This is a genomic window from Amycolatopsis xylanica (assembly GCF_900107045.1).
GTDB classification, from domain to species: Bacteria; Actinomycetota; Actinomycetes; order Mycobacteriales; family Pseudonocardiaceae; genus Amycolatopsis; species Amycolatopsis xylanica.
Window position 1 is genome coordinate 1,399,713 of record NZ_FNON01000001.1, and the last position, 18,575, is coordinate 1,418,287.

16 protein-coding genes are annotated in these 18,575 nt (G+C 68.4%); 9 read left to right on the top strand and 7 right to left on the bottom strand.

Annotation, left to right across the window (positions count from 1 at the left end; genetic code table 11):
* Positions 1-14 precede the first annotated feature (14 nt).
* The 7 genes from mptB to BLV57_RS06225 form a co-directional block, all read right to left on the bottom strand.
* The gene (gene mptB, locus BLV57_RS06195) at positions 15-1,565 is read right to left on the bottom strand and encodes a polyprenol phosphomannose-dependent alpha 1,6 mannosyltransferase MptB (protein WP_176968507.1); all 1,551 of its coding nucleotides are present in this window, start codon (positions 1,563-1,565) and stop codon (positions 15-17) included.
* An 85-nt stretch (positions 1,566-1,650) separates the two neighbouring features.
* A complete protein-coding gene (locus tag BLV57_RS06200) occupies positions 1,651-3,282 on the bottom strand; it encodes a dipeptide ABC transporter ATP-binding protein (RefSeq protein WP_091287537.1) in 1,632 nt (543 codons plus the stop codon).
* The gene (locus BLV57_RS06205) at positions 3,279-4,184 is read right to left on the bottom strand and encodes an ABC transporter permease (RefSeq protein ID WP_091287538.1); all 906 of its coding nucleotides are present in this window, start codon (positions 4,182-4,184) and stop codon (positions 3,279-3,281) included. Before BLV57_RS06205 ends, BLV57_RS06200 begins: the two co-directional genes overlap by 4 nt.
* Positions 4,181-5,215 (bottom strand): ABC transporter permease, encoded by a 1,035-nt coding sequence (locus BLV57_RS06210; RefSeq protein WP_091287539.1) that lies wholly within the window; start codon positions 5,213-5,215, stop codon positions 4,181-4,183. Before BLV57_RS06210 ends, BLV57_RS06205 begins: the two co-directional genes overlap by 4 nt.
* A gap of 10 nt (positions 5,216-5,225) precedes the next feature.
* Positions 5,226-7,037 carry an ABC transporter substrate-binding protein gene (locus tag BLV57_RS06215; protein WP_091287911.1) on the bottom strand — a complete coding sequence of 604 codons (1,812 nt, stop codon included), beginning with the start codon at positions 7,035-7,037 and terminating at the stop codon, positions 5,226-5,228.
* A gap of 221 nt (positions 7,038-7,258) precedes the next feature.
* Entirely contained in the window at positions 7,259-7,411 is a 153-nt protein-coding gene (locus BLV57_RS44380; RefSeq protein WP_143047008.1) for a helix-turn-helix domain-containing protein, read from the bottom strand.
* Positions 7,412-7,556: 145 nt separating this feature from the next.
* Positions 7,557-9,299 carry a sigma-54-dependent Fis family transcriptional regulator gene (locus tag BLV57_RS06225; RefSeq protein ID WP_245757174.1) on the bottom strand — a complete coding sequence of 581 codons (1,743 nt, stop codon included), beginning with the start codon at positions 9,297-9,299 and terminating at the stop codon, positions 7,557-7,559.
* Between the two features lie 84 nt (positions 9,300-9,383).
* Here BLV57_RS06225 and BLV57_RS06230 point away from each other — a divergent pair, with 84 nt between their 5' ends.
* The 9 genes from BLV57_RS06230 to groL all read left to right on the top strand — a co-directional run bounded on the left by BLV57_RS06230 (position 9,384) and on the right by groL (position 18,479).
* Positions 9,384-9,608 (top strand): hypothetical protein, encoded by a 225-nt coding sequence (locus BLV57_RS06230; RefSeq protein WP_425425950.1) that lies wholly within the window; start codon positions 9,384-9,386, stop codon positions 9,606-9,608.
* Positions 9,609-9,678: 70 nt separating this feature from the next.
* Positions 9,679-11,331: a ferritin family protein gene (locus BLV57_RS06235; protein WP_091287541.1), complete on the top strand. Its 1,653-nt coding sequence runs from the start codon at positions 9,679-9,681 to the stop codon at positions 11,329-11,331.
* A gap of 122 nt (positions 11,332-11,453) precedes the next feature.
* Positions 11,454-12,467: an NADH:ubiquinone reductase (Na(+)-transporting) subunit F gene (locus BLV57_RS06240; RefSeq protein ID WP_091287542.1), complete on the top strand. Its 1,014-nt coding sequence runs from the start codon at positions 11,454-11,456 to the stop codon at positions 12,465-12,467.
* A 9-nt stretch (positions 12,468-12,476) separates the two neighbouring features.
* Positions 12,477-13,646: a ferritin family protein gene (locus BLV57_RS06245; RefSeq protein ID WP_091287543.1), complete on the top strand. Its 1,170-nt coding sequence runs from the start codon at positions 12,477-12,479 to the stop codon at positions 13,644-13,646.
* Positions 13,643-14,023: a propane 2-monooxygenase effector subunit MimD gene (mimD, locus tag BLV57_RS06250; RefSeq protein WP_425425951.1), complete on the top strand. Its 381-nt coding sequence runs from the start codon at positions 13,643-13,645 to the stop codon at positions 14,021-14,023. Before BLV57_RS06245 ends, mimD begins: the two co-directional genes overlap by 4 nt.
* Complete coding sequence (locus tag BLV57_RS06255) at positions 14,023-15,066, top strand: amidohydrolase family protein (RefSeq protein WP_091287544.1); 1,044 nt, start codon at positions 14,023-14,025, stop codon at positions 15,064-15,066. The genes mimD and BLV57_RS06255 overlap by 1 nt, the downstream gene beginning before the upstream one ends.
* On the top strand, positions 15,063-15,770 hold the full coding sequence (locus BLV57_RS06260; protein WP_091287545.1) for an iron-sulfur cluster assembly protein: 708 nt from the start codon (positions 15,063-15,065) through the stop codon (positions 15,768-15,770). The genes BLV57_RS06255 and BLV57_RS06260 overlap by 4 nt, the downstream gene beginning before the upstream one ends.
* Positions 15,767-16,786, top strand: a complete 1,020-nt coding sequence (locus BLV57_RS06265; protein ID WP_091287546.1) for an NAD(P)-dependent alcohol dehydrogenase — start codon at positions 15,767-15,769, stop codon at positions 16,784-16,786. Before BLV57_RS06260 ends, BLV57_RS06265 begins: the two co-directional genes overlap by 4 nt.
* 10 nt (positions 16,787-16,796) lie before the next feature.
* Positions 16,797-18,479 (top strand): chaperonin GroEL, encoded by a 1,683-nt coding sequence (gene groL / locus BLV57_RS06270; RefSeq protein WP_091287547.1) that lies wholly within the window; start codon positions 16,797-16,799, stop codon positions 18,477-18,479.
* Positions 18,480-18,575 lie beyond the last annotated feature (96 nt).

The window sequence follows — 18,575 nt, forward strand, 5'->3', positions numbered from 1 at the left end:
CACGACCCCGGTGCTCAGTTCTTGCGGAAGGCGGCGACCAGGCGCAACGGGTCCGGTCGCAGCAGGGACGCCGCGGAGTAGAGCGAGGCGGCGACGACCAGCGCGATGAACCACCAGTCGTAGAGGCCCTGCTCGCCGGTCGGGTAGTAGACGCAGACCAGGAACACGGAGACGCCGACGACGACGGCCATGTGCTTCGGCTGCCACTTGAAGGTGGACAGGATGACGAAGCCCCAGGTCAGGTACCACGGCAGGGTGGGCGGCGCGAGGATCGCGACGGCCAGTAGTGCCAGTGCCATGTGGAAGACGGCCTTGTTGCCGCCGTCGCGGGCGAGCCACCACTGGCGGACCAGGTACGCGGTGAGCGCGACCATCGCGATCGCGCGGCAGACCGTCACGAACGGCGAGGACGGGACGTTCACCACGATGTGCACGAGCGAGTAGAAGATCTCGCCGATGCCGGTCGGGAAGTTGAGCCAGTTCGCGATGAGCGTCGGCGCCTTGAGGCCGGTGGCCCAGCCGATGTTGAACGAGCCGAGCGAGATCCAGGTCCCGGCGACGAACACCGGCACGAAGATGCCGAGCGCGGGCAGCAGGGCGCGGAAGAAGTTGCGGGTCTTCGTGCCGCCTTCGAGGTGGTTGGCCCACATCCAGACGATGAACGGCAGCGCGATGGCCGCGGTCGGCTTGATCAGCATGCCGATGGTCACCAGCACCACGGCGAGCGCGTGCTTGCGCTCGAGGGTGGCGAGCACGCCGGTGGTGAGGAAGCCGAGCATGAGCAGGTCGTTGTGCGGGCCGCCGACGAGGTGGATGACCATCATCGGGCTGGCGACGGCGAGCCACATGGTGACCGGGAGGCGGCCGCCGAGGTGCTTGACCAGCCGAGGCAGCGCCCACAGCATCATCGCGAGGCCGATGAGCAGCACGAGCCTCGTGAGGATGACGCCGGCGATCATGTTGTTGCCGGTGATCGAGACGATGCCCTTGGCGACCAGCAGGAACAGCGGGCCGTACGGGGCGGGCGTGGTCTGCCAGAGCGGGTGGACGTTCTGCACGACGTCCGGGAGCACGTTCAGCTCGGCGGGGCCGTGGTCGTACGGGTCGAGCCCGTAGAGCAGCTGGGCGCCCTGGCCGAGGTAGGAGAACACGTCACGGGTGAACAGCGGCGGCGACACCAGCAGCGGCGCCATCCAGCAGCCGGCGGCGACCAGGATGGGCCGGGTGCCGATGCGGCCGGCGAGCACGTAGCGGCCCAGGCGCACCCAGGCCCACACCACGAGCGCGAAGCCGCTGTAGAGGAAGACGTTCGCGAGTGCCCGGCCGTGGCCGTAGCGGATCCACGACAACGGGCCGTGGCCGAGGACGGGGTCGCGGATCAGGATGCCACCGGCGCCGAGCGCGGCGATCATCAGCAGCGCGGCACCGATGGTGCCCATCGCGATGGTCCGGTACGGGAAGCGTGAGGGCACCTTGATGCGGTCGGCCAGCGGTTTCGCTGTAGCCGCCGAGGTGCGCTGCGCCGAGCCGTCTGCCTCCGGCGCTGGGTCTGTAGTGGTCGCCATGTCGATGGTGAAGATTACACACCAGTGCCGTAACGCCTGTCGGCAGACGCTGTTTTTCCCGATTCTGACAGGGTGTATGCACGCATCAGTCAACCGCCGTTCGGACGCTGACACCGCCGGGCAGTGCCGCGAGCAGCGACTTCGTGTAGTTGTGTTTCGGGTCGAGCAGCACCTCTTCGACGGTGCCGACCTCGACGAGTTCGCCCCGGTACATCACGGCGACGCGGTCGGCGATGTTCCAGGCCAGGCCCAGGTCGTGGGTGATCACCAGGCCGGCGAGGCCGAGTTCGCGGCGCAGCCGCAGCAGCAGCGCGAGTATCTCGCCGCGCACGGACGCGTCGAGTGAGGCGACGGGTTCGTCGGCGACGATCACGCCGGGGTCGAGCGCGAGCGCGCCCGCGATGACCACCCGCTGGCGCTGGCCACCGGACAGCTCGTGCGGGAGCCGCGCGAAGAACTTCTCGGCGGGCCGCAGCTCGGCCGCCTCCAGCGCGCGGGTGACGACCGCGCGCTCGTCGCCGACGCCGTGGATGCGAGGTCCCTCGGCCACGGCCTCGTAGACGCTGTGGCGCGGGTTGAGCGCGCTCGTCGGGTCCTGCAGGACGAGCTGCACGTGCCGCCGGTAGGCCTTGAGCCCGGCCGCGGTGGACGGCATCGGCTCGCCGCGGTAGCGCACGGTGCCCGAGGTGGGCTGTTGCAGGCCGAGCAGTGTCCTGGCGAGTGTGGTCTTGCCGGAGCCGGATTGGCCGACCAGCGCGACGATCTCGTCGCGGTGCACGTCGAGTGAGACGCCCGCGACGGCGTTGATCCGCGCGCCGGTGCGGTCTTTGAACGTCACGCGCACGTCCTGGGCGGACAGCAGCGCCTCGGTGCCGCGTTCGCGGTCGGGTTCGGGTGGCAGCGGGGTGCTGGTGGCGGGCGCGTAGCGGGACACCGGGTCGCCGACCGTCGGGAACGCGGCGGCCAGGGCCTGGGTGTGCGGGTGCTCCGGCGAAGCCATCAGTTCGGCGCTGGGCCGCTGTTCGACGAGTTCGCCGTCGTACATGACCGCGGTGCGGGCGCAGGTGGACGCGAGCACCGACAGGTCGTGGCTGATCATGATCAGGCCGATGCCCTGTTCGGCGACGAGCTTGCCGAGCAGGTTGAGCACCTGGGCCTGCACGATCACGTCGAGCGCGGTGGTGGGCTCGTCGGCGATGATCAGCCGTGGCCCGCAGGCCAGCGCCATCGCGATCATCACGCGCTGTTTCTGCCCGCCGGACAGCTCGTGCGGGTACGCGCCAGCGCGGGAGGCGGGAAGGTCGACCTGCCGCAGCAGGTCCGCGACGCGGGCCTTGATCTGGGGCTCGGGCACGGTGGCGTGGATGCGCAGTGGTTCGGCGATCTGCTCGCCGATCCGGCGCACCGGGTTGAGCGCGTGCATCGCGCCCTGGAACACCACCGAGGCCTCGCCCCAGCGGACGGCGCGCAGCCGTCCCCATTTCATGGTGGTGACGTCTTCGCCGTCGAGCAGGATCTCGCCGGTGATCTTGGCCGAGCGGGGCAGCAGGCGCAGCACGCTCATCGCGACGGTCGACTTGCCCGACCCCGACTCCCCCGCCACGCCGAGCGTGTCGCCGGGTTCGAGCTTGAGGCTGACCCCGCGCACGGCGTCGACGTCGCCGCTGCCGGTGCGGTAGGTGACGGTGAGGTCTTTGAGTTCCAGTAGCGCGGTCACGACCGCTCCCCCTTGAGCTGCGGGTTCAACACGGTCTCCAGCGCGCGCCCGACGAGCGTGAAGCACAGCACGACGGCGACGATCGCCAGGCCGGGCGGCAGCACGTTCCACCAGGCGCCTCGGCTGACGCCGCCGTTGGCGAGCACCTCGTGCAGCATGTTGCCCCACGAGATGACGTTCGGGTCGCCGACGCCGAGGAACGCCAGTGTCGCGTCGGCGATGACCGCGTTGCCGACGACGAGGGTGGTGTTGGCGAGCACGAGCGGCATGACGCCGGGCAGGACGTGCTTGCCGAGGATGTGCGCGTGGCCGCCGCCGAGCGCTTTCGCGCGCTCGATGTAGGGCCTGCTCTCGATGGTGAGCGTCTGTGCGCGGACCAGGCGGGCGGTGGTGGGCCACGCGGTGATGCCGATGGCGAACACGATGGTCCACAGGCTCTTGGGCAGCACCGCGCCGAGCGCGAGCGCGAGCACCAGCGACGGCAGCACCAGGAAGAAGTCGGTGAACCGCAGCAGCACCGCCGAAAGCCAGCCACCGAAGTGCGCGGCGGCCATGCCGACGATGGTACCGATCAGCACCGACAGGATGGTCGCGGAGAAGCCGACGAGCAGGGTCGCCCTGGCGCCCCAGTAGGACATCAGCAGCACGGACCGGCCCGCGATGTCGGTGCCGAGCAGGTAGCCGTTCCCGGGATCCTGGTACGGACCGGCGGTCACCTTGGTGACGTCCAAATCAGACTCGTCGGTCAGCAGCGGCGCGAGCAGTGCGGCCACGACGATGACCGCGAGCAGCGCCAGGCCGATGAGCCCGCCCTTGTTGCGGGCGAACTCGTGCCACACCTTGGCTGCCGACTCGCGGCGCCGCCGCCAGGTGATCGCGCGGGCGTTTTCGGTGCTGGTCATGCGGTACGCACCCTCGGGTCGAGCACGCGGTAGAGCAGTTCCGCGAACAGGTTCATGGTCACCACGGACCCGGCCAGCACGATGAAGACCCCTTGCAGCACCGGGAGATCCGGCACCTTCAGCGCCTCGTAGGTGAGCAGCCCGAGTCCCGGCCAGCTGAAGACCGCCTCGACCGACACCGCGCCGGAGACGACGAGCCCGAACTGGAGGAACACCAGCGTCACGGTCGGCAGGAGCGCGTTGGGCACGGCGTGGCGCTTGCGGACGAGTTCGTCGCGCAGGCCTTTGGCGCGGGCGGTGGTGAGGTAGTCGGCGTTCATCTCGCCGATCAGCGACGAGCGCATGATCAGCATGTACTGGGCGTAGAACACCACCAGCAGCGTCACGCACGGCAGCACCAGGTGGTGGATGACGTCGGTGGTCTGCGACCAGAAGTCCGGCGCCGCGTCGGGTGAGTGCATGCCGCGGCTGGGGAACAGGCCGCCGGTGGAGACGAGCAGCAGCAGGCCGAGCCAGAACTGCGGCACCGACCAGAGGGTGAGCGCGATGCCGGTGTTGGCGCGGTCGAAGAAGCTGTCGCGTTTCCACGCCGAGCGCACCCCGAGCCAGACGCCGAGCAGCACCGCGAGCACGGTCGCGGTGCCGACCAGCAGCACGGTGGGCCAGACGCGTTCGCCGATCATGTCGATGACGGGCCGGTTCTGGCCGTAGGAGTTGCCCATGTCGCCGTGCAGCAGCAGGCCGCGGAAGTAGTCGACGAACTGGGCGGGCAGTGACTTGTCGAGTCCCATGCTGGCGGCCAGTTCGGCGCGCTGCTTGGGGTCGGTGGGCCGTTCGCGCACGCGGGTGGCGAGCGGGTCGCCGGGCAGCGCGCGGAAGAGCAGGAAGCCGAGCGTGATGACCAGCACGAGGCTGACCAGCGCGCCGCCGACCTTGGTGAGGACGAACTTGAGGGTGCCGGTGCCGCCGCGGCGCTCATCAGGGTCGGTGAGCGCCGCGGCCGGGTCCAGCGAACTGAGTGCGGTGGACAAGGTGTGGGTCCTACTCCCGGTCGTCCGCGGACTTGCCGCGCTTGGCGAGCACGACCCCGCCGCCGACGAGAACGATCAGCACGACGGCGCCGATCACGATCCAGAGCACGGTGTTGCCGCCGCCGCTGTCACCGGACGAGCCCGCCTGACCCGCCACGGGGGTGGCGCCGTAGTAGCCCCAGTAGCCCATCTGCTCGAGGATCGCGCCCTCGGGCTGCGGCTGCTTGGTGAACGCCGAGAAGTTGTCGGAGCGGTAGGCCTCGAGGACGTTGTCGTAGTCGAGCACGACGTTGACGGCCTGGCTGGCGAGGCGGGCCTGCGCCTTCTTGACGATGTCGGCGCGCTTGGCCGGGTCGAACTCGGAGAGCTGCTGCTTGTAGAGCTCTTCGTATTCGGCGTCGCAGAAGAAGGTGTCGGTGCTGCCGCCCTTGCCCTCGGCGTTGGGCCGCTGGGCGCAGGTGTGCAGCGAGAGCGCGTAGTCGGGGTCGGGGCTGGTCGAGTAGCCGCCGATGGCCAGGTCGTAGTTGCCCGCGCTGGTGCGGTCGTTGAGCTCCTCGTCGGAGACGAGGTCGGGGGTGACGGTGATGCCGAGGTCCTTGAACCAGCCCTTGACGTACTCGGCGGTGCGCTGGTCGAACGGGCGCGAGGAGTGGCCGGTCAGTCGCAGTTCCAGCTTGCCGCCACCCGGGACGGTGCGGACGCCGTCGGGTCCCTTGGCGTAGCCGGCGGCGTCGAGCGCGGCGCCCGCGGCGGCGAGGTCGAACTTGCCGAGCTCACCGGCGGCGGGCGTCCAGTGGTAGGCGGAGAACGCCGCGGGGACGACGCCGGTGCCGACCTTGCCGTGGCCGGACATCACCCGGTCCACAATGGTCTGCGGGTCGATGGCCTGCACGAGCGCCTTGCGCAGCTTGATGTCCTTGAGCGCGGGGTTGCCGTTGCCGATGGGGACGTTGGCGTTGGTGGTGGTGCCGAAGTTGATGTTGATCTCGTTGTAGCGGCGGCCGGGCGCCTCGTTGGTGGTGATGCCCGGCTGGCCCTTGAGCGCGTCGAACTGGGTCGGGGTGAGCCGGTTGATGACGTCGACCTCGTTCTGCTTCAACGCGTTCACGGCGGCTTCGGCGTCGTTGAACTTCAGCAGCTGCAGCGAGTCGATCTTGGGCGCGCCACGCCAGTAGTCCTTGTTGGCCTTGAACTTCACGTACTCGTTCTGCTTGTACTCGGTGAGCACGTAGGGGCCGCTGCCGACGCCGACGACGTCCATCGTGTCGGTCTTGGGGTCCTTGAGGTCGGTGATCGGCGCCCAGATGTGCTCGGGCACGATCGGCACGTCGAGCGCGGTCATCGTGGCCTGCGGCGTCTTGGTCTTGATGACCAGCGTCTTGTCGTCGGTCGCGGCGACCGAGGCGAAGTTGGTGACGTAGCTGCCGTTGGCGGTGCGCGCGGTCTCGTCGGTCAGCATCTTGTTGAACGTGAAGGCCGCGTCCTTGGCGGTGATCGGCTTGCCGTCGGACCACTTCATGTTCGGCCGGATGGTGTAGGTCCAGGTCAGCTTGTCGTCGGAGGCCTTCCAGGACTCGGCGATGCCGCCGGTCGGCTGGGTGTCCTCGGCCGAGGGCAGCGTCAGGAACTCGTAGTTCAGGCGCCCGACCTGGGTGGCGGCGAGCAGCTCAGCGGTGAAGGGGTTGAGGTGGTCGATACCGGTGACCAGCGCTACCCGCAGCGTCTTGCCCTGTTGTGCCTGCGCGGGCGCCGCGAACGGAGCGGCCGCGAGCATCCCCGCGAGTACCGCCGCACCGAGCCTTCTGCCGGAAAATCGCACCATGACCACCTCTGTTTTCTCGATTGGTCTCACCCCAAGGCGAACAGGTAACCGGGAGCGCCCACTCGCTGTCAATGATTACCCCCTGTCAATGCCAACCCGTGACAATGGGTCGCGCGGGTGATCATGCCGCATTCCGGGCGGCCGCCGGGTGAGAACCTCGGCAACGCGCCGGACCGGCTCCACCGAAGGTGGACTGGCCGCGTTTTGGTGGAGCCGGCGAGTTACCCGCGGGGCGCGAGAATGCCGTAGTCGTGGATCTTGCGGTAAATGGTCGCGCGGGACATGCCGAGTGCTTCGGCGGCGCGTTTGTTTTCTCGATTGGTCTCACCCCAAGGCGAACAGGTAACCGGGAGCGCCCACTCGCTGTCAATGATTACCCCCTGTCAATGCCAACCCGTGACAATGGGTCGCGCGGGTGATCATGCCGCATTCCGGGCGGCCGCCGGGTGAGAACCTCGGCAACGCGCCGGACCGGCTCCACCGAAGGTGGACTGGCCGCGTTTTGGTGGAGCCGGCGAGTTACCCGCGGGGCGCGAGAATGCCGTAGTCGTGGATCTTGCGGTAAATGGTCGCGCGGGACATGCCGAGTGCTTCGGCGGCGCGTTTCTTGTTGCCCTGGTTGGCGAGCAGGCTGCGCACGATCGCGTCGCGTTCCATGGATTCGAGCTGGCTGAGCCGTCGGCGGCTGACCGCGTGGTAGTCGGGCGGGAGGTCGTCGGGGCCGATCACGCCAGTGCGGCGGCGGTTGCGCACGATCTGCTTGAGCACCTCGTGGAGCTGGGCGGCGTTGCCGGGCCAGGTGGAGCGGGTGAGCAGCTGCATCGCCTCGTGCGCGCAGGTCAGGCCGGTGCCGTGGCTGAGCCTGGCGAGGAAGAGCGGGACGAGTTCACGCAGGTCCTCGATGTGGTGGCGCAGCGGCGGCACTTCGACCGTGCGGCCGAAGCACTGGGCGAGGCCGGGGGCGATCGCGGCGGTGTGGGTGGCGGCGACCCAGCGGGTTTCCTGGTTTCCGGCGAGCAATTCCACCAAAGGACGAGGATCGGGTATTCGATCGAGGTGGGTGATGACCACAGTGGAATGCTCACGCAATTCCGCGGCGATGTGCCGCACGGGATCGGGCGCGGCGGCGTCGACGACGGGGATATGGCGGTCGGGGTGGTGGCGGTGCTGCACCGCGCGGGCGAGCGCGAGTTTGCCGGTGCCGGGCTCGCCGGACAGTAGTAGCCATTCGCGGGCTCCGAACGCGCTGTCGACCTCTTGGCAGCAGCGCAGCCACGCGGGCGCGGTGCCGGCGAGTTCGGGGAGCAGCTTGCGTGGCCGGGGCGCGGCCGCGGGTTCGTCGCCGGGGCGGATGAGCGAGACGTGCACGATGCCGCCGGTGACCTGGTTGTGCCGTTCGACCGGGCGGCAGGAGATACGGGCGGTCTCCCCCGTCGGCAGTTCGACCACCACCGGGGAACGGTGCCCGCCGGCGAGTGCCTCGGAGGCGCGTTCGAGCAGCACGGATTGGTCGCCGGGGTCGAGCAGGTGGCGTGCGGGGTCGTTCATGATGACGACGTCGTTGTTGAGCGCGAGCACCATGCCGGTGGTGCGGCGGCAGGCCTGCAGGTAGGCCTGGAACAGCTCCAGCTCGCGGACGCCGGAGTCGACGAGCAGTGCCTGGCGGATCTGGTCGGCGGTGGTCTTGGCGAGCGCGATCATCAGCGGGCCCGCGTCGCGGCGCCAGCAGGTGAGGTCGACCGCGCCGACGGTCTTGCCGGTGATGGGGTGCTGGATGGGCACGCCGGCGCAGGCGAGGTCTTCGAGGTCTTCGGCGTAGTGCTCGTGGCCGAAGACGTGCATGGGGCGGCCGCCTTCGAGCGCGGTGCCGATGCCGTTGGTGCCGACGAACTCCTCGGCGTAGCTGAAGCCGGGTGCGAGGTTGATGCCGTCGAGGTGGCGGTGCAGGTCGCCGTCGCCGGTGAGCCGTTCGAGCACGACGCCGGCGGGGTCGGTGAGGATGACGCTGATGGCCTGGCCGTCGAGCTGCTCGGACAGCCGCCGCAGGATCGGGGTGGCGCTGCGGGCGAGCGGGAGTTCGAGGTCGGGGTTGCGCACGTAGGGCAGGTCGATGTGGTCCGCGGCGACCTTCTTGCGGTGGGAGCGCCACCACGACGCCAGTATCGTGTCACGGACGTCTCGTGGATCGACGCGCTCGGCCGTGAGGAACTGCACGCGGGCATGGGCGAGCTTGCGCTCGTCGGCTGTCCCAGGCTCCGGCACGTGTCGAGGGTAGGCCGGTGCCGTCGCCGGGACATGTCTCAAATTGAGACCGGCGCACGATTGGGCCGGTCGTGTCATGTTTTCGTGGAGACCTACAACCCGTGGACCGTCGTGAACCTGGTGTTCTCCCAGCTCGCGTCGGAGGGGCTGCACCCGGTGCTCGGTGAGGCGGGCAATCCGGGTGACGCGGCGGCGGATCTGTTGCGCGCCTTGGGAATCGAACCGGCGCCGGAGGGCAACGCCTATGTCTCCCCCGTCATTTCCGCCGAGCTGGCGCGGTTGCGGGAGACCGTGCTCGGTGACGGCTGATGTCTCATGTTGAGACCCGTTTTCGTGGTGCGCGGCGCTGTACTGCTCCTACCGGCCTGAAGGAGTGCCCATGAGTCGCCAGAGTGTGGCCAAAGCTCATCAGAAGATCCAGGAGCTGTCCTGGGAGCCGGCTTACCACGAGCCGGTGTCGCAGTACGGGACGGATTACACGTTCCGGAAGGCGAAGAAGAAAGATCCTTTGAAGCAGGTGCTGCGGTCGTATTTCCCGATGCAGGAGGAAAAGGATCACCGGGTGTACGGCGCGTCGGACGGCGCGATCCGCGGGAACATGTTCCGGCAGGTGCAGGAACGGTGGCTCGAGTGGCAGAAGCTGTTCCTGTCGATCATCCCGCTGCCGGAGATCTCGGCGGCGCGGGCGATGCCGCTGCTGTTCCGGACGGTGCCGAACCCGGAGCTGCACAACGGGCAGGCGATCCAGATGATCGACGAGGTGCGGCACTCGACGATCCAGCAGAACCTCAAGCGCCTGTACATGAACAACTACATCGACCCGGCCGGGTTCAATTCGAGCCTGCGCAATTTCCAGAACGACTACTGCGGCACGATCGGCCGTCAGTTCGCGGAGGGTTTCATCACCGGTGACGCGATCACGGCGGCGTCGATCTATCTGACGATCGTGGCGGAGACGGCGTTCACGAACACGTTGTTCGTGGCGATGCCCGCCGAGGCGGCGGCGAACGGCGACTATCTGCTGCCGACGGTGTTCCACTCGGTGCAGTCGGACGAGTCGCGGCACATCTCCAACGGGTACGCGACGCTGCTGATGGCGTTGTCGGACGAGAGCAACCACCAGCTGCTCGAGCGGGACCTGCGGTACGCGTGGTGGAACAACCACCGGGTGGTGGACGCGGCGATCGGCACGTTCATCGAGTACGGCACGAAGGACCGCCGCAAGGACCGCGAGAGCTACGCGGAGATGTGGCGGCGCTGGATCTACGACGACTACTACCGGTCGTATCTGGTGCCGCTGGAGAAGTACGGGCTGGTGATCCCGCACGACCTGATCGAGGAGTCGTGGAACCAGATCTGGAACAAGGGCTACGTGCACGAGGTCGCGCAGTTCTTCGCCACCGGGTGGCTGGCCAACTACTGGCGGATCGACCCGATGACCGACAAGGACTTCGAGTGGTTCGAGCACAAGTACCCCGGCTGGTACGACCGCTATGGCAAGTGGTGGGAGAACTACAACCGGCTGGCGACGCCGAACGGGCATAACCCGATCGTGTTCGAGGACGTCGACTACGAGTACCCGCATCGCTGCTGGACCTGCATGGTGCCGTGCCTGGTGCGCGAGGACATGGTGATGGACGAGGTCGACGGCCAGGTCCGCACGTACTGCCATGAGATGTGCCGGTGGACCGACACGACCGCGTTCCGCCCGACGTATCAGGGCCGCAACACCCCGAACATGGGCCAGCTGATCGGCGCCCGTGAGTGGGAGACCCTGTATCACGGCTGGAACTGGGCCGATGTGGTGTCGGACATGGGCTTCGTCCGTGACGACGGCAAGACGATGGTCGCCCAGCCGCACCTGGACCTGGATCCGTCGAAGATGTGGACGCTGGACCACCTGCGCCGCTGCCCGCCGCTGCAGTCGCCCAACGTCCTGCTCAACGAGATGACCCCGGCCGAGCGCGACGCCTTCCACGCCCGCTACGTCCGCGGCGGTCCCGCCGGTCGCCCGGCCCCGGCCGACGCCTGACCCGCGTCCGAACCCCGAAAGTGGCTTTCGTCAGGTGCGATAGCCCGAAAGCCACTTTCGTCAGATGCGATCTGACGAAAGCCACTTTCGGGCTTTTCTGAGCACCAGGGTGAGGGATTGGGATGGCGGAGAAGCATGTCGTGCGGTTCGAGCCGGTGGGGATCGAGGTCGAGGCCGGTGAGGAGCAGACGATCCTGCGGGCGGCGGCCGAGCAGGGGGTGATGCTCATGCACGGCTGCAAGGAGGGGCAGTGCGCGTCGTGCAAGTCGTTCGTGCTGGACGGGGACGACATCGAGCTGGACCGGTATTCGACGTTCGCGCTGCCGGACTACGAGAAGGAGGAGGGCTACACGCTGCTGTGCCGGGCGCACGCGTACGAGGACCTGACGATCGAGCTGCTCAACTACGACGAGGAGATGATCCGGTCGGGGCTGCCGATCGAGACCGTCGAGGCCGAGGTCGTGAAGAACGAGCCGGTCACCCACGATCTGCGGCATCTGGTGCTCAAGGCGGACACGGAGCTCAAGTTCTTCCCCGGCCAGTACGTCGACATCGGCGTGCCGGGCACCGAGCACACACGGTCGTTCTCGATGGCGGCGACGCGCGGGCTGGAGTTCGTCATCCGCGTCTACCCGGGCGGGTTGTTCTCCGAGAGGCTCGCGAAGGACATCAGCCCGGGTGACCGGCTGACGCTGACCGGCCCGTTCGGGGTGTTCACGCTGCGGGACGCGCCGGACAAGCGGCTGGTGTTCGTGGGCGGCGGGGCGGGGATGGCGCCGATCCTGTGCCTGCTGCGGTCGATGGCCGAGCGCGGGATCGACCGGAAGGCCGTCTTCTACTACGGCGCGAGGAAACGCCGGGACCTGTGTTTCGAGAAGGAGCTGCACGAGCTCGAGCGGACGCTGCCCGGGTTCCGCTATGTGCCCGCACTGTCCGAAGAGGACTGGGACGGCGAGACGGGCTTGATCACCGAGGTGCTGCGCCGCAGGGAAAGCAACCTGGAGAACGCGGACGCGTACGTGTGCGGGCCGCCGCCGATGGTGGAGGCGGCGATCGAGCTGCTGCCCGCGCTGGGTGTCGACGGCAAGCGGGTCTTCTACGACAAGTTCACCACCACCGGCGATGACGAGAGTTGAAAGGAAGCCATGACAGCCACGCAGGAACGCAGCGTGCCGAAACCGGTCTTCACCGACGCCGAGGCCGGCGCCAAGGTGTTCCCGGACTCGCTCGCACGCCAGTACAACTATTTCACCCCGCAGAAGCGCAAGCAGACGCACTACGAGGACGTGACCGTCGAGGTCCAGCCCGATCCGCGGCACTACCTGGCGCAGGGCTGGCTGTACGGGTTCTCCGACGGCCGCGGCGGGTATCCGCTCGAGTGGACCGCGCTCAAGGCGTGGGGCAGCGACCGGCCGGAGCCGGAGCGCTTCCCCGGGTCGGGCGGCAAGGGCTACGAGTGGCCCGCGCACGGCTGGCACGAGTTCCGTGACCCGAACGAGGAATGGGAGCTGAGTCTCTACCGCTACAACTCGAACGTGGTGCGCCAGCTCAACCAGAACATCGAGGCGGCGAGGCGGTCGGGCGCGTTCGCGCAGTGGAACCGCAACTGGGTGGCGTTCGTCGCGCAGCATGTCGGCGCGTGGATGCACGTCGACCACGGCCTGGGGCTGTACCTGTTCGCCAACGCCAACCGCCGCGCGCCGACGAATATGCACAACAACGCGATCTCGGTGAACAGCATGCACCGGATCCGCGCGGCGCAGGACCTCGCGCTCTACAACCTGACGCTGTCGGAGGAGATCGAGGACTTCGACGGTTCGGCGCACCTGAGCACGTGGAACGACGACCCGGCGTGGCAGGGCGTGCGGACGGTCGCCGAGCAGCTCACCGGGATCGACGACTGGTGTGAGGCGGTCTTCGCGGCGAACGTGATCTTCGAGCCGCTGGTCGGCGAGCTGTTCCGCAGCGGGCTGGTGCAGCAGGCGGCGCCGGGCAACGGCGACTTCGTCACCCCGACGGTGGTCGGCGCGGAGGAGTACGACTTCGCCGAGCGGGACCTGCGCTACACGAAGGCGATGTTCGACCTGCTGGTCACGGACAAGGAGTTCGCGCGCCACAACAAGGACCTGCTGCAGGACTGGGCGCAGGCGTGGGTGCCGCGCTGTATCGAGGCCGCGCGGACGCTGCAGCCGCTGTGGTCGCAGCCGGACACCAGGCCGCCGAGGTTCGAGGACGGGCTCGACCGCGTGAAGAACCGGTTCAGCGCGCTGCTGGCCGGGTTCGACCTCGACATCCCGAAGGAGCTGGAGCAGTGACCTCCCTCAAGACGACCTTCAAGACGGCCGAGAGCCCGTTCAAGTCGGACAACACCGCGTCGAACATGTGCGGGTTCACGCTGATGAACAACCAGGTCGGCGCGATCGTGGCCAAGGTGATGGACCGCCTCGACAACGTCACGGTCACTCCACTGCCGTCGATGATCCGCGTCGACGCGAAGGGCCGGATGGACGTGGTCTACGCCGAGATCGACGACGAGGCAGGCGAGGAAGAGGGCTGGTTCAACGCCGCCGAGTTCGAAGAGAGCATGTCGACGCACTACGGGCGGATGATCCACGAGGACGACCGCACGATCATGTTCGCCAATCCCGAAGACGCCGCCGAGTTCATCGGCTTCGACCTCAAGGCCACGTGATGTACGTCAAAGACGGCGAGAAGTACTTCGTGGTGGACAGCCACATGCACTTCTGGGACGCCTCCCCCGAGAACTGGGTGCCCGGCGCGGAGCAGTACGCGAAGGGCTGGATCGAGTGCTTCCACGCCTATCAGGGCCTCGGCCCGCCGGAGACGCACTGGACGCTGGAGAAGTTCCAGAAGTACTCCGAGGACGACCTGCTGAAGGACGTCTTCGAGGACGGTTACGTCGACGTCGCGGTGTTCCAGCCGACCTATCTGAAGGAGTGGTACAAGGAGGGTTTCAACACCACCGAGCGCAATGCCGCGCTCGGCGAGAAGCACCCCGGCAAGTTCGTCCTCAACACCCGCTGGGACCCGCGTGAGGGTGAGGACGGGCTGAAAGCGTTGCGGCACAACGTGGAACGCTTCGGTTCGAAGGGCGTGAAGCTCTACACCGCGGAGTGGCGTGAGGGCTCGCGCGGGTGGAAACTCAGCGATCCGGACGCCTACCGATATCTGGAGGCGTGCCAGGAGCTGGGCATCAAGAACATCCATGTCCACAAAGGACCGACGATCTGGCCGCTGGACAAGGACGCGTTCGACGTCTCGGACATCGACCACGCCGCGACCGATCACCCGGAGCTCAACTTCATCGTCGAGCACGTCGGGCTGCCCAGGATCGAGGATTTCTGCTTCATGGCCACGCAGGAGCCCAACGTCTACGCGGGCCTGTCGGTGGTGATCGGCGGCCTGATGCACGCCAGGCCGCGGTTCTTCGCGAAGGTCATGGGTGAGCTGCTGTTCTGGGTCGGCGAGGACAAGATGACCTTCGGCAGCGACTACGGCATCTGGGAGCCGCGCTGGCAGATCGAGGGGTTCGTCGACTGGGACTACCCCGGCGACGAGTACTCCGACTACCCGCGTGTCACCACGGCGACGAAGAAGAAGATCCTCGGGCTCAACGCGGCGAAGCTCTACGACCTCGAAGTGCCCGCCGAATGCCGTCTCGAGGACGCCACCCCCGCGGCCCGGGACGACGCGCACCTGGTCGAGCAGGGATGACGACGACGGAGCGGCCTGGCGTCGCCGAGCTGCTCGGCGCGCTGGGCACCGTGCGAGACCCGGAGCTGGACGAGCCCATCACCTCGCTCGGCTTCGTGGCCGCGTGCACGGTCACCCCGGACGGGCGGGCGCGGGTCCGGCTGCGGCTGCCGACGTATTTCTGCGCGCCGAATTTCGCGTTCCTGATGGTCGCCGACGCCTATGACGCGGTGGCGGCGACCGGGGCCGCGAGCGTGGAGGTGGTGCTGGTCGATCATTTCGCGGCGGAGCAGATCAACGCCGGCGTCGCCGCGAGGGCCGGGTTCGCGGGGTCGTTCCCGGGTGAGGCCGCGGGTGAGCTGGACCGCCTGCGCGCCGACTTCCTGCGCAAGGCCGTGCTGGCCGGCACCGATGCGGTCTGCCGGCCGCTGCTGGCAGCGGGCACGACCCCGGCCGAGCTGCTGGCCATGACCTTGCGCGATCCGCCGCCTTCGGCCGGGCTCGACCGGCTCCGGCGGCGCAGGGCCGAGCTGGGTCTGCCCGCGTACCCCGGCTCGGCCCTGTTGATCGACCCGGTGACGGGGTCACGGGTCGAGGAGGGCGCCGTGCCGCGGCATCTGGGCAAGGCGCGGCTGACGCGGGCAGGGATCGAGGCCAACACCGGGATCTGCCGGGGCATGCTGCGCCACCGGTACCCGGACGCGGGAGAAGGTGAGGAGCCATGAAGTCGGTTCGTCTGCACGGGTACCACCAGCGGCCGGTGCTCGACGAGATCGCCGAGCCGGTGGTGAAGAACCCGTTCGACGTGGTGGTGCGGGTCGGCGGCGCCGGGGTGTGCCGCACGGATCTGCACATCATCGAGGGGCAGTGGGCGGCGGCGATGGGTGTCGCGCTGCCGTACACGCTCGGGCACGAGAACGCGGGCTGGGTGCACGAGGTCGGGGCCGCGGTGTCCAATGTGGCCGTCGGGGACACGGTGATCCTGCATCCGACGCCGACATGCGGGCTGTGCCGGGCGTGCCGTTCGGGCAACGACATGCACTGCGAGTCCAGCAGTTTCCCGGGGCTGGACTCCGACGGCGGGATGGCGGAGTACCTGCTCACGTCGGCGCGGGCCTGCGTGAAGCTGGATCCGGCCACCCAGCCGAAAGACGTGGCCGCGCTGGCGGACGCGGGGATCACCGCCTATCACGCGGTGCGCAAGGCGATCCCGCTGCTGTATCCGGGCACGTCGTGCGTGGTGATCGGCGCGGGCGGGCTCGGGCACATCGGCATCCAGTGCCTGGCGGCACTCACGGCCACGCGGATCGTCGTGGTCGACCGCAATCCGGACGCGCTGGCGCTCGCGTCCCAGCTCGGCGCGCACGAAACGGTGGTCGCGGACGGCAAGCACGTCGAAGCCGTGCTGGACCTGACCGGCGGCGCCGAGGTGGTGCTCGACTTCGTGGCCGAGGAGGGCGCGGAGGCCGACGGGTTCGCGATGACCGCGCGGGCGGGGTCGTACTTCGTGATCGGGTACGGCGGCGCGGTGCACATCCCGACGCTGGACATCATCTCGACCGAGCGCAACATCATCGGCAACATCGTGGGGACCTACACCGAGCTGGCGGAGCTGATGGAGCTGGCGCAGGCGGGCAAGGTCACCTTGCACACCAAGGCGTATCCGCTGGCCGCGGCGGCCGAAGCACTCGACGATCTGGCCGCGGGGCGGGTCCGCGGCCGAGCCATCCTCGTCCCGTAGGGAGCCAGCGATGTCCAAGGAACTGCGTTTCGGCCCGGCCGCTCGTGACCTGCTGCTGTCGGGGGTCGACCAGCTCGCCGAGGCCGTGAAGTCCACACTCGGCCCGAAGGGGCGCAACGTCATCCTGGAGAAGATCACCGGGTCGCCGGTGGTCACCAACGACGGGGTGACGATCGCGCGGGAGATCCATCTGAAGAACCAGTTCGAGAACATGGGCGCGCAGCTGGTCAAGGAAGCCGCGATCAAGACCAACGACATCGTCGGCGACGGCACCACCACGGCCACGGTGCTCGCGCAGGGCATCGTGCGCGAGGGCATGCGCGCGATCACCGAGGGCGGCAACCCGGTGCTGATCAAGCGCGGCATCGACCTGGCGGTGAGCCGCCTGGTCGAGCGGCTGCGGTCGGTGGCGCATCCGGTGGTGTCCGAAGAGGACTACGCGCGGGTCGCGGCGATCTCGGCCAACGACGACGACACGGTCGGCGCGGTGATCGCGAAGGCGCTGCACACGGTCGGCGACGGCGGCATCGTGACCGTCGAGGAGTCGCCGCGCCATGGCATGGCTGTGGAGTTCGTGGAGGGGTTCGAGTTCGACAACGGGTATCTCTCGCCGTACATGGTGACGAACCCGGCGTCGCTGGAGGCGGTCGTCGACGACCCGTATCTGCTGCTGTGCAGCGAGAAGATCACCAAGTTGCAGCAGCTGATGCCGCTGCTGGACAAGATCATGCGGGCGCCGAAGCCGCTGGTGATCATCGCGGAGAACCTCGAGGGCACGACGCTGAGCATGCTGGTGCACAACCACGTCAACGGCATCTTCCAGTGTGTGGCGGTGAAGGCGCCCGGGTTCGGTGACCGGCGGCTGCACAAGCTGGAGGACATCGCGGCGATCACCGGCGGCGCGGTGTATTCGCGGCATTCGGGGTTCACGCTGGAGACGATGACCCTCGAGCAGCTGGGCCGGGCGGCGCAAGTGCGGGTGACCGCGGACAACACCACGATCATCGGCGCCTCGGGTGACGTGGAGTTCCGGCTGACGCAGCTGCGCTCGGAGCTGGAACGGGCGACGTTCGGCATCGACGAGGACGTGCTGACCGAACGGATCGGCGCGTTGTCGGGCAAGGTCGCGGTGATCAAGGTCGGCGCGCCGACCGACGCCGAGCTGAAAGAACTCCAGCACCGTGTCGAAGACGCGCTGTCGGCGACACGCGCGGCGATGGCCGAGGGCATCGTGGCCGGTGGCGGGGCGGCGTTGCTGCACGCCGCGCCCGTGCTCGACGAGCTGGAGGTGAAGGACGACTACGCGGCCGGGGTGGAGATCGTGCGCCGGGTGCTGCCGTTGCCCGCGTACCTGATCGCGGCGAACGCGGGGTTCCCGGCTTCCGATGTGGTCGCCAGGGTGAGCGAGCTGGGCGCCGACGAGGGTTTCGACGCCTTGGAGGGCCGGTACGGGAACATGATCGAGATGGGCATCGTGGATCCGCTGCGGGTGGCGCGGTCGGCGTTGCAGAACGGCGCCTCGGTGGCCGGGCTGCTCCTGACCACGAACACGCTGGTCGCCGAGGAGCAGACCGCCTGGGGTGGAAGCGCCGCGCTGATGACGGAGTTCGGTCCACTCGACGAGGGCCTGCATCAACCTTCGCCGGACTCCTCCACCCCGCAGTCGCTGGGCCTGGGCCCCTCGGTCGGCTGAGCCCGGGATAAAGCGGGCTTTATCCCGCCGCGGAGTTAAGCCCGCTTTATCCCGGTCTTCTTCGCCGAGCAGAGCGGGCTTCGCCGTGAGTTTCGG

What these genes read in the sequence shown, in the direction of transcription:
- mptB (WP_176968507.1), bottom strand. Translation starts at nt 1,565, where the DNA reads ATGGCGACCACTACAGACCCAGCGCCGGAGGCAGACGGCTCGGCGCAG.
- BLV57_RS06205 (WP_091287538.1), bottom strand. Translation starts at nt 4,184, where the DNA reads ATGACCAGCACCGAAAACGCCCGCGCGATCACCTGGCGGCGGCGCCGC.
- BLV57_RS06215 (WP_091287911.1), bottom strand. Translation starts at nt 7,037, where the DNA reads ATGGTGCGATTTTCCGGCAGAAGGCTCGGTGCGGCGGTACTCGCGGGG.
- BLV57_RS06235 (WP_091287541.1), top strand. Translation starts at nt 9,679, where the DNA reads ATGAGTCGCCAGAGTGTGGCCAAAGCTCATCAGAAGATCCAGGAGCTG.
- BLV57_RS06240 (WP_091287542.1), top strand. Translation starts at nt 11,454, where the DNA reads ATGGCGGAGAAGCATGTCGTGCGGTTCGAGCCGGTGGGGATCGAGGTC.
- BLV57_RS06245 (WP_091287543.1), top strand. Translation starts at nt 12,477, where the DNA reads ATGACAGCCACGCAGGAACGCAGCGTGCCGAAACCGGTCTTCACCGAC.
- BLV57_RS06255 (WP_091287544.1), top strand. Translation starts at nt 14,023, where the DNA reads ATGTACGTCAAAGACGGCGAGAAGTACTTCGTGGTGGACAGCCACATG.
- BLV57_RS06260 (WP_091287545.1), top strand. Translation starts at nt 15,063, where the DNA reads ATGACGACGACGGAGCGGCCTGGCGTCGCCGAGCTGCTCGGCGCGCTG.
- BLV57_RS06265 (WP_091287546.1), top strand. Translation starts at nt 15,767, where the DNA reads ATGAAGTCGGTTCGTCTGCACGGGTACCACCAGCGGCCGGTGCTCGAC.
- groL (WP_091287547.1), top strand. Translation starts at nt 16,797, where the DNA reads ATGTCCAAGGAACTGCGTTTCGGCCCGGCCGCTCGTGACCTGCTGCTG.